Origin of the sequence: Bacillus cereus group sp. BfR-BA-01441 (assembly GCF_022663075.1) — a bacterium.
GTDB classification, from domain to species: domain Bacteria; phylum Bacillota; class Bacilli; order Bacillales; family Bacillaceae_G; genus Bacillus_A; species Bacillus_A cereus.
Genome location: NZ_JAKUEU010000032.1, coordinates 1 through 18,837, shown reverse-complemented (window position 1 = coordinate 18,837; position 18,837 = coordinate 1). Strand labels below are relative to the sequence as shown.

The window sequence follows — 18,837 nt, the reverse complement described above, 5'->3', positions numbered from 1 at the left end:
ACCCATATGAAGAGGGATTTGAAGATAAATATTTGTTCACAATAAAAGCAAAAGAAAAAGAGATAGGAAAACTTAAAAATAGGACAGATATAACGCAAATGGAATCCCTTAGGAAAGAGTATGATTTGGATTTTTTATATGGTAATTCTAAAGAATTTGATATTGTTTTTAAAGAGGGGCCTACAGCTAGTGATGAATTTATTAGAAAAGCTAAGTGTAATGCTGAAATATTTAAGCTTAGAGAATTATACTCTCTTCATAAAGATTGTATTCAAGACTTAATAAAGAAATCAGTAATATATAATGAATCAAGAATAAATAGTTTAATGGAGGAATTTGGTGGTAAATTATTTAATTCTGAAGAAGAGATTTTGAATTTAGTTTTGGGTGTTTATGTTCAAGCTGAAAATATAGATAAGAGACCATTTTCTAAATTTATAAGAGATATTTCTCGTGAATTAGGTGTAAAGATTTTAGATTAGTAAAAATTAAGAGGGCAAGTTTATCTGAAAATCATATCGCGAGATAGCGAAGGTAATAACTTAGTGAATACTGTTTTTAGGACAGAGATTTACATTAGTAGATTTTCTCATTAAAGATTAAAAATACACATAATAAAAAAGAAAACATGAACACTCTTTATAAAGTACGAAGCTTAATAAAAATAAGTACTAAAAGGTATTTCTTATATTCTTCTAAAGCATTTATTTAGTAATTAAGATTCAGATAGTAGTTAGTAAGTCAAATAATATGTTTTATTATATTAAGGTTTATTTTGAAAAGTAATTTATGGATTTTTATTGCTATTGTTGGAACAATCCTTCTGTATATGCTAAAAATAAGACAATTGTTACAAACTTTATAAAGAGTAAGTTAGCTATTAAGTATAAAAAAGGAGTGAAGATATTGAAGGAGTTAAAAAACTTTGATTTTTTTATGCAAGAACTAAGTAATAAACTTTTGAGTGGTGAAATATTTGAAAATGAGTCACAAAGGAAAAGAATTTTTTATGATTCTTTAAAAAAAATGAATACGGATTGGGGAACTAAAAAAAAATGTATGTACCCTGGTTGTAAAGATATCACAATCCTTAATTCTCATACTATTCAAGAAAAAGGACCTTTAAAGATGATTGCAGAAGGGAATAATCAAGATACGGTGCTGACATCTGAGGTGAAAAGCGGGAAATCCCAAATTAAAGAGGTAAAGATAGCGAAATCTTCCACATTCCCTGGTTTTTGTTATGAACATGAAAAAGTTTTTAAGGAATTTGAAGAGAAGAAAAAAATTGAAAACGAAATTGATGAATCCTTACAAGTGTTTAGGACAATATGTAGGCATCTTTATATGTTGAATCATCGTCATAAACATTTAGTGAGCTCAATAGAAGAAAATAGTAAAAGAAAATTAAAAACTGCAAAAGATCTATTCAATAAGTATGCTCCCCTTCCTATTCAGATACATGACAATATAAAAAGAGTTAAGGATCCATATGATGAAATTGAAGAAAAAGTAAAACTTGAATTAGAGCAATTTATAAAAGATGCTCAGGAATTATATAATGCAAGTGTAGTTGATTTAATTAATAAAAAAAATGAGGAGCTATACATAAAGTCTATTTTGATAGGGGGAAATTTGTTTCCTGTATGCTTGTCTGGTGTAGGAAACTTAATGTGGAATAGGGATGGAGAATCACAAACACTAAACATATCTGTGATAATGAATATCCTACCTCAAGAAAATGGAACAATTGTAATGGCTGCTGTACATAAGGAGTATGCTGATGATTTGGATGAGTATCTAGATGTGTGTTGTTCAACAGAATTAAGTATTATTAATTTAATTGAGAGCTGGATGATTTATGGTACAGATCATTGGTTTATAAGCCCTTCCGTATGGAGTGAAATTCCAGAAGAGAGACAAAAAAAAATACTAGGTGAATTGGATAAAGTGAATAAGAGCATCAAATCCCAATGTTCTTATTCAATACTAGATGATTTAAGAAATGAAGCTATTATGAAAATAGAAGGAGTTCTTAATAGTGAGAGAAATAAAGTTACTCAGGATAATTAGTGAAACGACTTTGGGTTATTTATCTAGCTATAAGATTGGGTATAGAGAAGTATTTTGAGTTATATCTTAGGCAAAAAAGGGGATAGTTAATTAATTACAGGTAATAACTGTTCTCCTCCGTTTTTTCTAATTAAGTATAAAGTTTTAGAGTCGAATGTAATTAATGGAGAGAATTATTAGCAATGAAAAATATGTATAATTGAATAAATAACATTCATTTGAATTATAAAAGTTCAAAAATTCGGAGTGGAAACTAATTTATTTCTTTATTTAATCTCTCCAAATATCCAATGCTTTTTATAGAGTCATATCCTTGTCTGAGAGTATCATAGTTAGGAAGAATTTGATATTTTGTTATTTCTATTTTTATATTTAAACAGTCAATTTTAGCTAGCTTCTTTGTGTCATCTGATATCACTAAAGAGGCCTATGGAGTTTTTAAACAAAATTTATGTGTTAATATTCCGGTTCTTTCTGAAGAAAGGTTATAAAAGTTAAGTCAGCTTAAAGTGAATGAAATCAATTTGATAAAATTTTAACAGAGATAGGTTGAAACAATAATTAGCGAAGTTATATAAATGAAAAAATTACATATTTTTGAGAGTGCAAAAAGGAGTTGAATATATTGTTTCAAATGAAAGTATTAAAAGCTTTTGATGGAGATTCTTTATTAATTACTTTTGGCGAAGGTGAGAATATAAAAAATATATTAATTGATGGTGGGATTCCCAGGACATACTATCAAACTTTAAAAAAGGAGCTTTTAGATATAAAAGGACAATTCATTGATTTACTTATTGTTACTCATATTGATAATGATCATATAGGTGGAATATTATCCTTATTTAAGGATAACAGTATGGATAAAAGCTTTATAAAAAAAGTTTGGTTTAACTCACAAGAAGCTTTATCTAGAGAATTAAAAGTAGAAATTCCTAATTCTAAAGGAGTTGAATTAGGGGTAGATTCTGAGCAAACAAAAATGAGCCTTCGACAAGCTAGAACACTTGAAGAGAAATTGGATTCATACAGCTGTTGGGAACAAGTCTTAGTATGTCGAAATGAGGATTTTGTTAATTACAGTATAGGAGAATCGAGAATTACAGTTTTATCTCCTAGAATACAAAAAATTAATAAATGGATAGAAGAAGAAGAGACAAATAAAATGGCTGGATGTGAAAAAGATTATAAGTATCCGCTAAAAGTGTTAGCAGAAAATAAGTTTAAAGAGGATGATCAATCCCACAATAAAAGTAGTATCTCTATAATAATAGAGTATAAAGGGAAGAAAATACTATTATTAGCAGATTCTCATCCATCTGATATTGTACAATCGCTTAGAGAACTTGGATATGATGAACAAAAAAAACTAGTTGTTGATTATGTAAAAGTCTCTCATCATGGAAGCAAAAAAAATACTAGTGATGAGTTATTGAAATTAATAGGATGTAAAAATTATATATTCACTACAAATGGTTCTAAACACTGTTTGCCAAATAAGGAATCCATGGCAAGAATCGTTAAGAATTGTGATGGAGATGTAGATTTTTTCTTTAATTACCCTATTTTTGAAAATATTTTTTTGAAAGAGGAGCAGGAAGATTACAGAATAAGATGTTGGCATAAAAATATTTTGGAGGTATAGATTTCAAATGATGGATAGATTATACGATCAAATTGCTGTGAAGGTATTATGCAATGGTAACTTTGGAAGTGGTTGTCTTGTTCAATCGGGTTCAAAAGAAGTGACATATGTTATTACTGCAAAGCACTGTCTAATAGGTACTGAAAAAGAACCTCAGGAGGTGGTTGTTTCAGGAATTAAAATTCGAAGATTTAAAGATGAAGAAACATGGATAGAGTATACTGTGAAAGATTTTAAGATGCATGAAACAGCAGATATAGCGATTATAATTCTTGAAGAAAATTTAAGTCTTTCTCCATTGTATATATATGAGAATATTAAATATAGAGAGAAGGTAACAATTTGTGGATATCCAATCCAAGCTCAAGATAATATTAAAAATCCTAAAGAAAAAATTGATGGAGAAGTAAAATCGAGTTCACAGCAAATGATAGAGTTTAGAACAGAAGATTCATTAGCTACTTTTACAAGTGAAGAGAAAACATATATTTGTGGTTTCTCTGGTTCTGGAATGTTCGTAGAACTTGATGGAAAATTGGTACTGACAGGGATTTTTACTGAAGTAAAGCACAAGGATGTTGGGTATAAAAATTTAGTAGGAGAGAAACTTCATCATGTAGAAGAGATATTAAAAGAAAATAGTTTACCGCCTCTCCCTAAAGTAATCCGAAGTTACATAGCTAAAAAGTATTGTGGATATTTATATTTAAATGAGTGGGAAAGACAAAAGAGGCTCAATACGTCACCGTGGATAGAATTTGAACACTCAAAACAAATAATAACAGATGTGAAAAATCATTTTTTTAATAACGATGAAATAAATGTTTTGCATATTTTAGGGAGATCTGGAATAGGAAAGACACGAACGGTATTGAAAGCTTGTCAAGAGGAAGTAGAATTGCACAGTGTGATTTATTTTTCTAATTATAGTGAATTAAAGCATGAATTTATAGACTATATAAAAAATGAAACAAATGAATTAGTAAGATTAGTAATAGATGATATTTCACTGCATGAATGGCAAGATTTAAATAGAATATTTAGTGAGCATACTGATAGAATCAGAATCATAACTATAGGTGTTGTGCCAGAGAACAAAATACAAGTTATAGAAGGGATACTAGTAGTACCTCCCCCTAGTAATAGCGATGTAGTTAACTTAATGAAAGTTATGGATTCTTCTTTAGAAGAAGAAGAACAAAATTATTTAATGAGTCTATGTGAAAGTGACTTACGTCTAGTATTGTTATTAATTAATGTGAATAAGAGGGGGAAAATAGAAAACTTACCTTCTATTAATTCCATTTTTACAAGGTTTGAAAATATTAGTGAAATATTAGTTAGGGTGTTTAAGCAATTCCAAGGGGAGTTTGGTGATTTCGAAGATTTTAAGAAAAATTATATTTATTTATGCCTTTTTATTGATATCGGTTTTAAAAACCAGTTCAGAGAAGAATTAGAGTACATAGCTGAATACTTTAATATCAATATTAGTGAACTAGATAAAACAATTGAAATAGCAAAAAATTGTTGGTTAGGTTTAATAAAGTCCGAATTTTTCGAAGCGTCACCTAGAGCTTTAGCTAGATTAGTATTTGAAAATGATGGCTGGCCATTATTAAAAAATGATTTGGAAAATTTTATAGGTAATATGCCTTCTGCTATAATGCAAAAAAGATTTATTAATAGAATAGAAGAATCTGGATTTCACATTAGAAAGGAAGGTATAGAAGCTTTAGCTACTTGGTTTCGCATAGCATTTCCAAATAGTGACCTCTCGTTAATTTTAAATAAGGATAAATCAAAGATATTTAAAGTATATACAGAGTTTTCACCAGAAAATGGACTGAGATGGTTGGAATCAGCCATTAATAATATTTCACATGAAGAATTATTAGAATTTAGTAGTATAGGTTCTAAGTCTAGAAGGGATATAGTATGGTTATGTGAAGATTTAGCTTGTTTTAAGGATAACTTCTTTTATTGTGAAGCTATTCTATTTAAATTGGCACAATGTGAAACTGAAAATCATATTTCTAATAATAGTAAAGGGGTTTGGCAAGCGCTATTTACTCCAATACTTTCAAATACTGAGGTTCCTTTCAATGAGAGATATAAATTATTAATAAAAAGATTACAAGAGGGGACATCGGAAAATATAGAATTAATTATTGAAGCTGTTAGAGGTATTTTCCAAGATGGCATTTCTCGGATAATGCCTAAGCAAGTTATAGGTGGACGCATTGTACCAAAAGAATGGAGACCGGATTCTTATCAGGAATTAATAAGAATAAGGAAAGAGGCTATTTCTTTATTATTAGACACGATAGAACTTGGAGGAGTACTGAGAACGAAATTAATAGATTTTATTATAAATGAATTAGATATTTTTGTGGAATATGGATTCATTGAACGTTTAAAAGAGATATTTATGGAAAATGAATTATCAGAGTCGCAAATACTTGGTATTAGGAAATTTGTTAATAATTGTATACATCGAGATCTTTATCCTCAATACATAATAGAACTGATGGAGTGGCGAGTTCTATTTACAAATGCAAATGCATTTGAACAAAAAATATTAGATATAATTTGTGAAGATTACTGGGCACAATATCATAATAATCAACAAATTGACAATGATATTTTAACAGTAGCAGAGGAAATCGTGGAAAGAAAGGTTAAAGTAGAGCAGTTGGAAAGATTATTAAGAAGTAATGTAAATAATACTTCTGTTGTAAAATTGTTTAATAGCATTGGCAGAGCTGATGAAAAACAATTTTATAAATATTATATAGAGGAGTTAATCACTTTAGGCGAGCATACGGAATATGTTGTTGCATATTTACAAGGTATAGTTACCCGATTGGGTGAAATTCCTAAAGAATTTGTAGATTTACTAGATAATTATACTAGCATTAATCTTTTATCTGTATTAAATATTACATTATCTATTGATATTAGTAAGGAAGGATATACACGTATAATAGAGATATTAGGTATGCAGATTGAAAACATAAGTCAGTACCTTTTTAAATTACAGTTTACTGAATGGAACAAATTAATGACAGAAGAGCATAAAATAAATCTGTTTGATTTAATAGTTAATAGCGTATCAGATAAGGGTTCTAGTCAGTTGGTTTTAAGATTAACTAATATGTGGAGTCATAATGCAGTAGATAAAGATATTTCACATGAAAGATTTCAATTAATATTAAAAGTGCTAGAAAAATGTTTAATGGAAGAGGTTTTATTTGATGATTGGGATTGGAAAGAAGCAATCGCAATTGTTCCAGAATATTTTATAGAAGAAAAAATAAAATTACTTATACATGCTTTAGTTGTTTGGAAGAGTGGTCATGGGATGCTGGAAGGTTATGCACTGGAAATGATTAAAGGAATTCCATCAGGGTTTTCTTCAATTTTAATGGAAAAAATAAGTGAGAAAATAGTCGATAAGAAATACAGGGATGCGTTTTTTATTCATGTATATCGAGGGCTGTTTGAGGCTCTGGATATTGAAGTTGTGAAAAAATGGGCTGGAGAGAATGAGATAGATAATATTAGAGCTTTAGCAAGACATATAAAATCCCCTAAGCCAAAAGAAAATGATAGTACTTTTATTCCACCGTTAACAGAGTGGTTACTAGAGAAATATGAAAATGATGATCGCTTTTTTAGAGAATTTATATCAGGTAGGCATTCTTTTGAAGTATATTCAGTACAAGAAAAAATTGAGAAGCATGATGAACTTGAAAAAAAAATGCAACCATATTTAAAACATAGATTGAAGCGGGTACGTGAGTGGGCTGAATATGAGGTGAAAGCATCAAAAGGCATAGGAATTGATAATCAAATTATGGAAGCGAGGTTAGAGAGAGAATAAATAGAAGAGTTTCTAATGAATCTATAAAAATTGAAGTAATGTGAAAATCATTACTTCAATTTTTTACTTTTATTAGAAATTGAAAATAGCAAACAATACTGTTGAGGGCTAGAAAGAGAACTCAACACATAATACGCATTATATGTTGAGTTCTTATTGATATTGCCTTTAAACTCATCGTATAATATGGAAGAAAGTACTTGTTTTTTTTAATTCGCTCACTCTTAACTTAGCATATAATATAAGAGGTGGAAAGATGCTACATAAATACCGTAATTATTTAATTGATAAAGGGAAGTCTCAGAATACTGTAATATCCTATATCAACGATTTGCAAATTTTCTTTCAAGAAATGGGAGTAAATCCAGATAGTTATGTTATAAGTAATGATATTAAAAAATGGATAAGAGATATGTTAAATCCTAAAGAAGGTAAAGCATTATCCGTAAGTACTATAAATCGTCGATTAAATACTCTCAGGAGTTATTTTAGTTGGGCTGAAAGAGAAAAGTATATTAAAGTAAACCCTATGATCGATATTAAGGGTTTAAAAATGGCAGATGAAGAACATGAAAAGATTATGTGGCTAACAGAGAAAGAGTTTGAGGATTTATTGGGACGAATGAGGAAATATCCTGTAAAGACTAGAGGAGTAAATCCTGAAGAAAAATATCGAAGAGATAGAGCAATTATTTATATTCTCACTTATGCAGGGTTACGTGTGGAAGAATTATCAAATTTGAAGATCACAGATATAGACTTAGATTTGAAAAAAATTCGGGTAATTGGGAAGGGGACTAAGGTAAGAACTATACCAATGTCAAATTTTCTTTATAATGAAGTATTGGAATGGCTTCAATTCAGGAGTAAAATATCAAAGGGAAAAGAGATAGTTACCCAATCACCTTATGCTTTTTACAGTCAAAGATCTGAAAAGTTCTCAATTCGTGGAATTCAGGCCATGATTGAAAATTACAGTACATCGGGTAAAAAATTAACACCACATATGTTTAGGCATACATTTTGTAAATGGATGTTAAAGGCAACCAATAATGATATAGAGAAGGTTCGTCGATTAGCGGGTCATACTCATATTTCCACAACAACAAGATATTTGAAAAATTCTTATGAGGAATTGACAGATGCGGTAGAAGCAATGCCGATATTTTAAAATTAACTATTTAACTAATTTAGGAGGGATTCATATTGAAGGCGGTAATTATAGCAGAGAAACCTTCCGTTGCTAAGAACATTGCTGATGCATTAAAAATAAAAAAAAGAAATGATGGATTTTACGAAGGAAATAATTATATTGTCACGTGGGCATTTGGTCACTTGCTTCAATTATATGATGCAAAAGATTATGATGAAAAAATGGCTAAGTGGCAGATGGATAATTTTCCTTTTATTCCTGAAAAATTTCAATATAAGGTGAAAAGTAGCCCAACAAATAGAGATAAAGCTGATAGTGGAGCGAAGAAACAACTTGATACAATTCGTTCCTTACTCTTTAGGAATGACGTAGATTCAATTATTTCAGCATGTGATTATGATCGTGAGGGGCAAGTAATTGGTGATAGTGTTATATATAATATAAAGGCACCAAAACAAGTATACCGTTTATTATTAAATGAGTGGACACCAGATGAAGTAAATGCAGGTTTAGAGCAAATTCGTCCAAATTCAGATTTACGTCCGTTGCAAGATGCTGGGGTTAGTAGACAATGGGCAGATTGGGCCATTGGAATTAATTTAACTTCTGTTGCGACACTCAAGTATCAAAAAGGAGGAGGACAGGCGTTAAACATAGGGCGAGTTTTATTGCCTACTTTGAAGATTATTTACGATCGAGACAAAGAAATTGAAACCTTTGTACCAGAAAATTATTATAAATTAGTTGCTACATTCAAAACACAACGAGAAGAAGAGTTTGAAGCAACTTATATGGAAGAGCAAGAAGATAAATTTAAAACTAAGGCTACTTTAGATGAAATCTATACTATATTACAACGTTCTTCAGGTGTAGTACTAGATAAACAAGTTGAGCGAAAAAGAGAATATTCTCCTTTTCTGTTTAATTTATCTAATTTACAAGGATATGTTACAAGTAAATACAAAGGGTGGACATCTGATAAAGTATTAAAAGTGGCTCAGTCTTTATACGAGAAAAAATATATTACCTATCCTCGTACGGGAAGTACAGCTTTAGAGGAAAGTTTAGTTGGACGGGCAGCCAAAGTTTTAGAAGCAGTAAAAAAGGGATTACCATATGAGGATGAAATCTCTTTTGCCAAAACGAAACGAGTATTTAATAATGCAAAAGTTGAAAGTCATAGTGCTATCATGCCTACGTATGTCATTCCTAAATCATTAACAAGTGATGAACAAACTGTATACACAGCAATCAAAAATCGTTTTATTATGCAATTTATGCCTGTAGCAGAGCATGAAGAAACACGTATTCAGATTAAAATCAGTGATTCTTCTGTAAAAGGATTATTTATTGCAAAAGGTCGCGTCCAAATTATTGAAGGGTGGCGCAAAGTCGAGAAAATTGAATCCAAAGATAATATGCTACCATTTGTAGAAGTCAGAGAAAATCTTGAAATTACAAATGCGGAAGTTGCTTCTCATGTAACAAAGCCTCCAAAACATCATACAGAGAAAACGTTGTTACGAGTGATGGAGACTTGTGGGAAAAATTATGATGAAGAAGAAGCTGTGTTAAGTGGATTTAGTATAGGGACTCCGGCTACTAGAGCAGAAACAATTAAGAAATTGAAAGATATTGGCTATATTTTCTCAAAAGATAAAAGTTTATTATGTAGTGAGTTAGGTCGAAAGATTGTAGAAACGTTTCCGGTCAAAGAATTATTTGATTTGGAGTTTACGGGGAAACTGGAGAAAGCACTGTCGGATATGGAAAAAAAGAAAGTGAGCAGGAGTGTTTTTTTAAATTTTATCTTTGATTTTACAAGGAAATCGGTAGAAATGATAAAAAATGATCAAGATGTTATTTTACACCATGCTACACAAGAACCTAAAAAAATAGAGGTTTTAGGGAAATGTCCAGTTTGTTCGAGTTCTATTGTAGAGGGAAAAAAAGGATTTGGATGTTCAGATTGGAAAAATGGATGCAAGTTTGTTATATGGAAGAATGATAAATTTTTAGCAACAATGAAGAAAAAACCAAATAAAACTATGGTCAAGAAGTTGTTGAAAGATGGAGAGGTTCTAACGAAAGGTTTAACAAGTAAAAAGGGAAACAAGTTTGATGCAATATTAAGATATGAAAAAAATCCTGAGAATGAATTTTTTAGCTGGAAAATGAGCTTTTCAGAGAATACATCTAAATAATGACTTTAGTTGATAACTTTCAATTATTATTTAGGATTTAATAAAAAATATTTTAACAAGAACCTCACATTGGTAGGAACATCTTGAATCAAAAAACATAAAAAAGTTATCCTGTCTAAATATATTAGACAGGATAACTTTTTTATGTGCAATGGTATTAAAGTTTTTCTAGGTAAGGAGAGAGTTGGAACCCCTTTTATTAATCTTTAGATAATTTGAGACGTTTATTGTAAGAAAATATCTAGAGTATGTATTCGAAAATATGTTGCATTTATTACTTAAAGTTGTTATTCTCTACGAATTCAGAGAAATTACGAAGAAACCTTAGGATAAATTGCAATTCATTAACGTTTTTTTGATGAAGTAGGGAAGTAATGATACTAAGAGATTCATCTCTTTGAGGATTATCGATTAAATTGATATTACCAAAGTTTAAAACTAGATCAGGTGAAACCTCTAGACCATCAGCAATTTTTTGTAGGGTAAGCATGGAAATGTTCCTTTCTCCACGTTCAACTCCACCAATGTAAGCCTGTTGTAGATTGATTCGTTCAGCTAATTCTTCTTGTGTCAATCCTCTTTTTTTTCGTAAAAAGCGGATGTTTTCCCCAACTAATTTTAAGAAATCAGACAAGTGTATCACCTCTCTATCAGATTAGAGAAGTGTACAAATGAATGTAATAACACTATAGTGCTTAAATTTCGTGTAAAAGAACTTATAAGTATTTTTTATTGATTATTTAGATTAAAAGCGGAATGGAAATGAAAAAATAGTACTATAGCCCTTTATGTTTAGTTAGTAGAGAATTTAATTGTATGTAATGAAGAAGTTTTGAAAAAAATGGTTTATATAATTATTAAATGCCGTATCAAGCCGTACCATACCAAACACCACTGAACCGAACCCAGCCGGAATGTACTATGCCAAGCCCAACCTTATTAAATGACCTATCTCTTCAGCAATAGGGGGGTCATCTCCTATTGAACAGTTTTAACTGTTTCGACACAATTATGCTTTTTTGATAATGTTCGTGAAATATAAAATTTACAGTAGTTTTATTTAAATATTTAATCTGCAAATAATATAATATTAATTGAATGTTTATTTTTAAATATTAATTTGTTTATCTACTATGTAAGAATTTGTATTTAAATTTAATTAGAAAAAATGGTTTTAGTTTATATCCGTATCAAATCGTACCATACATCTAATTTGTTTTTATAAAGCATACTATGTTTAAATTTGTATACTATTACTATTTCTTTAGGAATTTTAAAAGAATTCTGTTCTACCTATTCAATAGTGATTCTTCATTCCAAACAAATTGACGCCAATCCGCTGTTATAACTCCATCTTTTAAAGCTTTTGCAATCATACCTCGATGAAAGCAATCTGCACGTAGAACATGACATTTTCTACAAAGTGTACGTAAATTTTGAAGTCTATTATCCCCACTTAGCCCACTGACTATATGGTCAATGTGGCATTCATTTAATAAGAGCGCTTTTTTACAACGTATACATTGTCTATTATCTCTGTTCCATACAATTGGTCTTATATTTTTTTTCCAAGTTTCAAAGGGTGTTCTCTTCTTAGGCATGTACTGTTTCCTGAATAATATTAAAATCTGTGACATAGAATCGACCAAATCCCACTTTTCTTGCGTCGCCTAATCCAGCATAAGCACCGGCATCTTGGCAAATAGCTCTCATTTGTTCACGATTAATTAAAGTTCCCTCCCATATTATATTAAATTCTGCCTCCCATCCGGGTGAAATAGCTAAGCGATAACGTATATTTTTTACCCCTCTTCTTGAAACAGGTCGAACATCAATATATACATCTTTTTTATCATCTCTTGTTATCTCGTTAATAGGGGGAAGATACCTGTTAATGAATATTTTATTGTCTAATACTTGGAGAGTTGAAGAAACTTCGGGTTCTAAAGTTCCTCTTCCTTTAGATATAAATTTTCCACCCGCACGTAAGCAAGAGAAAATATAAATAGGATCCAAGTATAACTGACCTTGCCGAGTAGCTTGAAAAGTTTTTTTCCATTCCTCAGGATTGTTTCCTGGGACTCCCCATTTTTCTTGTTTTGTTATAGGAATTGCATCCTCGGTAAAGCGATTAAATAAAAGGGGCCTAGTTCCTGAAATTTTTACATTAGCACAAATTATTGCCATTTAAGCAACCTCCTTGAATAGAACTTATAAGTATTAATTACCAAAAAATATTATTTTTAAACATTCGAATTATGTGTAAATAAATTAAATTTGATTAAATACATTCAATGTTAAGAAATTTCATCTGAAATAAATATTTAGATACTTGTTATCCCAGTTTTATGCAATCAGGTTTTAAATACGGAATATTTTCGAAATAGAATTCAAGATGTAGGTAATGTCTTTTATCTAATTACTTAGGAGATCTGGTATATCAGATATGAATAACTGATTGTTTAAATGTTCTTAATAATGAAAAGGGATGCTTGCTTTCCGTAAAGTATCATCAATTGAGTTTGTCTAATTTGTATACTAATAAAAATAATAAACAGATAGGCACTATAGATGCCTAAGAAGAGGATATTCATAAATTATGTTTTGCACAAATTCTTGAATTGGCTTAGGGATTATTAGTGATAGGGGGATTTGTATATCTAAGTTAGTAGATTCAAAAAAAGATATAGATATTAAGGAATACGGAATCAATATGACACAACAAGTAAAAAAATTGTTAATTCGTTTCAAAAATACTATATAAATCAAAAAGAAAACTCACTACGTTACACACATGAAAGGTTTTTAGCGGAAGATTTTATGTATAAGTTAAACTTCGGGGTGAGATTGTCTTGAAATTTAAAGAAGGTGATTTGTATGTAAGATATTGTAATTATTAAAAGCCTATGCAGCACTTAAAAATCCATAGAAGAAAGTTCTCTACTTAATTGGAAAATATAGAGTTTCGATAATTATTAGTAAAGAACTTTTTTACTTAGGGACAACTGGATAATGTGAATTTTCAGTTCGTTTTTGAATTTAGGTTAGAAAAAAGAATATTACACGGTAAGTTAATATTTATTCACCTTTTAAAGATATTTGGAAACATCTTTTTAAAATCTAGGCTTACTGCGTTTTCTTTATTATTACTATCGATTGTGAGTATATTATTTTGCAGTTGAGTTTCTTCTCTATTATTTTTATATACACTTCCAGCAATAATGTCTTCGTATTCTTTTAAAATGATGGTTAATTCTTTTATTTTTTGTTTTTGATGTTCGATGTTTTCTTTATATTGTTTATTTTTCTTTTGTGATTGTAATAGATCATCGTAAAGCGACTGAATTACTTCATTGACATGTTTTAAAGCGCCTGATAATGCTTTAGTGTCATTTCCATAGCGTTCAATAATAAATTCAATATTAGGTAGTGGAAGAGGTGAAGCATCATTATTTTCACTTAATAAAGGTACATTTAATCGTTCGATATCTTTACGCTTTCTTCTTGACCATACATGCCTTTTTATACCCGTTGTTTTTTCTAAAGCTAAATAGTTTATTTTTCCAGGGTTGTGTGATGCATAATCTAGCAAAATTTTAGTTAATTCTTCATCGGTATATTTTTGAGGCCTTCCTTTTTCTTTTTTATTCAACTTGATGTTATCTCCTTTTATTTGGTAATTTATTTATAAAATACAATTATTCAATTGTTTTAGGTAACTTGGCGTCTACAATAGCTTTTTGAGTTAATAAGCGATTTAATTCGCTGGCACTTGAAGATAAATTTTCTTGGTCAATTAAAGAGTAATTTGATTCTTCTAGATTGTAATTCATGTTCTTAGAAATAAAAGTTAACATGCTAACTTGTTCGTTAATCTTTCTATTTAACAGTTTTGAATAGTCATTGAGCCAGGTAAGTCCTTCGGTGATCTCATCTGTCTTAGGGGAAAATAGATAGTGACTACAATGGCGACAATCACCAGTACAATTGAAAGGGTATTCAATATCAGTGCAATATCCAAAATCAACTGGTAAAAAGTTATTTGTATCATATATATCTTTATATAATTTATATTTATTAATAGTGTCTCTAGTATGTTGAGTAAATAATGAGTCTGGTAAGGAAGTATTTACATGCATTAACCTTCTATGTTTCTCAGTTAAATTATATACCCATGATTCAGTGAAATATGTTAGGTGATTCCAGTAGCCTTTTTGGGTATCTAAACGTTTATGTCCACCAATAATAGCAATGGTAAGCATATTAAACCCTTGTAACATCATGTTGCAAAATGCTAGGTGGCGAGTATCTCCAGGAGAAACCTTTTCTTTTTTGTCATATTTATACTTCTTTCTCAAAATTTCACGGTAAAATTGATCAATAAGAGAACTAAATTGTCTCACTGCAAGAAATTCACTTTTTCTTGTCCGTTCACTTCCAAAGTGTTCTTTAAACATTTCATAATATTTATAGGTAAATAAATAATCACTTTTATCATCTTTAGGTGAGAAGGATTTAAAAGTTTGAATTAAATCATAGATATCTTTATTAATTTGAAGTATATCCGGGATATCGACATCTCTTACTAAAGTACCTTTTTCTTTAAGTCGGGAGAGTTTAATTTCATATTTTTTTTTATTTTTTTTTGGTTGATTTGCACAATTCTTTTTAAGTTTTAGGAATTCTGTAGGGCGCATGGGTATAACAGTAGTTATTTTCCACCATAGCACAATGGGAAAATATTTTTGTAATTCAAATTCGGTACCCTCACTCAAAAATTGCTCAATCTTTTCATCAAAATATAGTATATGGCGATAATTGGGTAAGTCTCTACTTTTTTGAATATTATTAATGAAAGGTGAGCAACTATCAATAAATTTATCTGAATTAGTAATTTCAATAAACGAAAAGAAGTCAATGGTATATTTAGCTAGCTCATATCTTTTTCGATAGTTTTGTTTACTTATATATTCTTCCAAGTCAATTAGGTGATTCAAATCAAAAGCTTTTGATATATGAATAGATTCTTTTATAGCGCAAATGACATTGTGTATATGGTTGACGGATAAAAGCTGATCGATTAGATGAATCGCATAGCACTTTAAAGCGATGTTTAAAGTACCATAAAGTTCTATATCAAATAACATTCCACGACGGTTATAGTCTTTATCTCTTATTGACCACTTTGTATCATGAAAGGATTCATTTTCAATTATATTAGCTGTTTTCCATTTATTGAAATTTTGTAGGTATATTTCTATTTCATCTTTAGATCCATAAAAACGTGTCGACTTTATGGATATTAAGTTTATATAGTTATCTTGATCTAGAAATTTAGTTTTATTTAGCATTAAATCAGTACCTCACTTAGTATGAATGTAATAATTAGGGGAATCAAAGAGAAAATATTTATTCGTTTCGGTAATAATATTTTCAAGGACCTGAAAGTTAATGAAGGTCTCTATATATGATTTTCCTAATTCTGAAATAGCTTGATTAATTATATCTAAGATTAAAACAAACCTAATGGTGTCACGGTATCGTATTGTATCAAAGTTAGTATTTTTTATAGAAGTATGAACATTTTTTAATTCTTCCACAATACCAATAAGTAAATAAATATTGAATACCGCATTAGGACATTTTAAACAAGAATCGAAGTTTGGATAAGAGCACTGTGGATATGTAATGCATTGTACATGTTTAGTTTTAGAGGGTTTTTCTCCTTTTAAAATTTTAATAATAATTTCTATAACTTGATCTTTTGGAAGTTGTATTAATTTATCAACAATTGATTCTCTTTCGTTTTGATATTTAAGGAGTAAAAATGATATATCCTCTAATTGAGAAGGAGAATATTCTTTTTTATAAGCTTGTATAATAGATGTACGATTTTCTAATAAATCATTTTCTGTAACTTTGTTCATAGCTAAATCAATGATGAAATTATAAAGCCATCCAAAAGTTCCGCGATTAAATAGGTTAAGGGAGACGGTGTCCAAAGTCCCATCACTATTTGTAGACTGAACATAAGCAGTAATTGAATTCATATTTCTATGATTTCTTAAGTTTTTTGTTAACTCATGAGATATTTCTGAGTGTTTTCCAGAGTTAGTTATAGTATAAAAAAAGTGTGTGAGTAGAGAACGGTTCATAAGTAAGCTATTGAATTTTGGTAATTTCTTATTTTTATTAAAAAAAATATTAAAACGGTCGTGCGAATTACTATACTGGTCTAGTGAGCCGAGTAAACGTTCTTGTTTTTTAGCATTTCTACGATGTAGTTCACAAATTAGCAGTGCTGTTGCAGCGGATATAATCATGTCTTCATTACAAAGAAATTGACCTAAAGAACCTGTTTTAGAAATGTAAATATTCTTACATACCACATAATAATAATTAATTATATTTTGTGATTGATTAATTAGAAGGCCGTTATTTTCAAGGTGTTCTAGAGCGTAAATGTTTAAGCCTTCTATTTCTTCTAAAGGTAAGTTTGGAAGTTCGGTAACTATTGTGGATTTCCTCCAACCATTAATCATGTGCATAATAACAAATAGCCAAGTTTGAGCGTATTGCTTATGTTGTTTTGCCATTAAAATGTGTAGTTCAATGTTATTTACATATGTATAAAAATCAAGAAATGTTTGTTTATTGTATATTTCTTTATCCCTTTTAAGTTTTTCATTATATTCAATCTTGTAGGTATTTTTAAATATACATGGTACTTTACTACAACAATAGTTCAAGAATTGTATAAAGTTTTGTTTATGAGTAAGTGGGAGGTTCTGGGTGTTTAAAACTTCTTCAATTTCTTCATCGTTCAACAAGGTGATGTTTGTTGGTAGATTGAGAATAATACTATTTAGAGTGTTAAATAAAGAGCGTACTTTATCTGTAAAAGCGTCTTCTTGACCTCTAGTTTGAGAAATTTTTAATAATACAAACTCGTTATATAAATTTACAGTGTTTTTGAGGTCTTCTCTGAAATGTAATGTTGCAATTTTTGTGTTATATAATTCAATAGATATAATAGAAGAGTTTTTTTCTTTATTTGCTTTAAGAGAATTTATAGTATCTATAGGTATTAAAGTATGGATATTACTTGAGATAGCATCAGAAAAGGAAGTAGAATGCAATTTCTCGTTTTGAATTAATTTGAGAATGTCTTTTGTAGGCATTTCGAGCTCTTTAGAAGCTTGTATTAGAGTTAAATGCTCTTTATTTACTTTTTGAAAGCTTATAAGAGTTTGCAGGTCCTTTTCTAGTATCAATGTTTCTCCTTGCAAGTTCTTTTTAGTAAACCTTAAATCCCCATTCTTAATCATCTGTAGTACTTCTTTTTCTGTGCAAAAGAGTTTTTGGGCACACTCGTTAATAGACAAGTAACCTTTTAAAGTTTCTTGTCTATTAATATAATCGGTTATTTCCGTTTCGGGTATTAAATAACGTTTTTGAAATTCATTAAAGTATGCATTAGGAAATTCTCCATTATGAATAAGAGGCAAAATGCTACTATCGTCTCTATCAAGTTGTTTACAAGCATCTAGAACAGTTATAAATCCTTTAGGTATTTTAATCATGGATTCGTAATCAATAATATCTGTTAAAGGTATATAAGCGCTTCTTTTTATAATAATTCTATTTTGGAAAAATGGACCATTTCGAATGTGCTTTTTTACAATCGCAGGATGTTTTGAAATTCTTTTTGCTGTTTCTTCAACACTTATATAATTTTCTGGAACTGTATTTTTAGCTTTAAGGTTTTCAATATCTCCTTTTGGAATCAACCATATGTGATTAGAATTCTGAAAAGCATTTGGGAATATCCCAGATTTAATATAGCCTTGAATAGTCGGTGGTTGAAGACATAATT

At 29.6% G+C, this 18,837-nt stretch carries 12 protein-coding genes; 6 read left to right on the top strand and 6 right to left on the bottom strand.

The window, feature by feature from the left end:
* Positions 1 to 32 precede the first annotated feature (32 nt).
* The 6 genes from MR107_RS15220 (at position 33) to MR107_RS15195 (ending at position 10,961) form a co-directional block, all read left to right on the top strand.
* Positions 33 to 482, top strand: coding sequence for a hypothetical protein (locus MR107_RS15220; protein WP_242292495.1), 450 nt, complete (start codon positions 33 to 35; stop codon positions 480 to 482).
* 424 nt (positions 483 to 906) lie between these two features.
* A complete protein-coding gene (locus tag MR107_RS15215) occupies positions 907 to 2,073 on the top strand; it encodes a hypothetical protein (RefSeq protein WP_242292494.1) in 1,167 nt (388 codons plus the stop codon).
* Positions 2,074 to 2,707: 634 nt separating this feature from the next.
* A complete protein-coding gene (locus MR107_RS15210) occupies positions 2,708 to 3,718 on the top strand; it encodes a ComEC/Rec2 family competence protein (RefSeq protein WP_242292498.1) in 1,011 nt (336 codons plus the stop codon).
* A gap of 7 nt (positions 3,719 to 3,725) precedes the next feature.
* Entirely contained in the window at positions 3,726 to 7,604 is a 3,879-nt protein-coding gene (locus tag MR107_RS15205; RefSeq protein WP_242292493.1) for a trypsin-like peptidase domain-containing protein, read from the top strand.
* A gap of 256 nt (positions 7,605 to 7,860) precedes the next feature.
* Positions 7,861 to 8,775, top strand: coding sequence for a tyrosine-type recombinase/integrase (locus MR107_RS15200; protein WP_242292492.1), 915 nt, complete (start codon positions 7,861 to 7,863; stop codon positions 8,773 to 8,775).
* A gap of 35 nt (positions 8,776 to 8,810) precedes the next feature.
* Entirely contained in the window at positions 8,811 to 10,961 is a 2,151-nt protein-coding gene (locus MR107_RS15195) for a type IA DNA topoisomerase (RefSeq protein WP_242292491.1), read from the top strand.
* A 274-nt stretch (positions 10,962 to 11,235) separates the two neighbouring features.
* Here the strand turns inward: MR107_RS15195 and MR107_RS15190 are convergent, their stop codons facing one another.
* The 6 genes from MR107_RS15190 to MR107_RS15165 form a co-directional block, all read right to left on the bottom strand.
* Positions 11,236 to 11,595, bottom strand: coding sequence for a helix-turn-helix domain-containing protein (locus tag MR107_RS15190; RefSeq protein WP_215595922.1), 360 nt, complete (start codon positions 11,593 to 11,595; stop codon positions 11,236 to 11,238).
* A 655-nt stretch (positions 11,596 to 12,250) separates the two neighbouring features.
* Complete coding sequence (locus MR107_RS15185) at positions 12,251 to 12,562, bottom strand: HNH endonuclease (protein WP_242292490.1); 312 nt, start codon at positions 12,560 to 12,562, stop codon at positions 12,251 to 12,253.
* Positions 12,555 to 13,148, bottom strand: a complete 594-nt coding sequence (locus MR107_RS15180; RefSeq protein ID WP_215595924.1) for a hypothetical protein — start codon at positions 13,146 to 13,148, stop codon at positions 12,555 to 12,557. The genes MR107_RS15185 and MR107_RS15180 overlap by 8 nt, the downstream gene beginning before the upstream one ends.
* 895 nt (positions 13,149 to 14,043) lie before the next feature.
* A complete protein-coding gene (locus MR107_RS15175; protein WP_242292489.1) occupies positions 14,044 to 14,613 on the bottom strand; it encodes a hypothetical protein in 570 nt (189 codons plus the stop codon).
* A 46-nt stretch (positions 14,614 to 14,659) separates the two neighbouring features.
* Positions 14,660 to 16,312, bottom strand: a complete 1,653-nt coding sequence (locus tag MR107_RS15170) for an integrase (protein ID WP_242292488.1) — start codon at positions 16,310 to 16,312, stop codon at positions 14,660 to 14,662.
* 12 nt (positions 16,313 to 16,324) lie between these two features.
* Positions 16,325 to 18,837, bottom strand: a 2,513-nt coding sequence (locus MR107_RS15165) for a DNA-binding protein (protein WP_242292487.1), incomplete at its 5' end; no start/stop codon positions are given.

Excerpts from the sequence above, each read along its gene's own strand:
- MR107_RS15210 (WP_242292498.1), top strand. The coding sequence starts at position 2,708 with ATGAAAGTATTAAAAGCTTTTGATGGAGATTCTTTATTAATTACTTTT.
- MR107_RS15205 (WP_242292493.1), top strand. The coding sequence starts at position 3,726 with ATGATGGATAGATTATACGATCAAATTGCTGTGAAGGTATTATGCAAT.
- MR107_RS15200 (WP_242292492.1), top strand. The coding sequence starts at position 7,861 with ATGCTACATAAATACCGTAATTATTTAATTGATAAAGGGAAGTCTCAG.
- MR107_RS15185 (WP_242292490.1), bottom strand. The coding sequence starts at position 12,562 with ATGCCTAAGAAGAGAACACCCTTTGAAACTTGGAAAAAAAATATAAGA.
- MR107_RS15180 (WP_215595924.1), bottom strand. The coding sequence starts at position 13,148 with ATGGCAATAATTTGTGCTAATGTAAAAATTTCAGGAACTAGGCCCCTT.
- MR107_RS15170 (WP_242292488.1), bottom strand. The coding sequence starts at position 16,312 with ATGCTAAATAAAACTAAATTTCTAGATCAAGATAACTATATAAACTTA.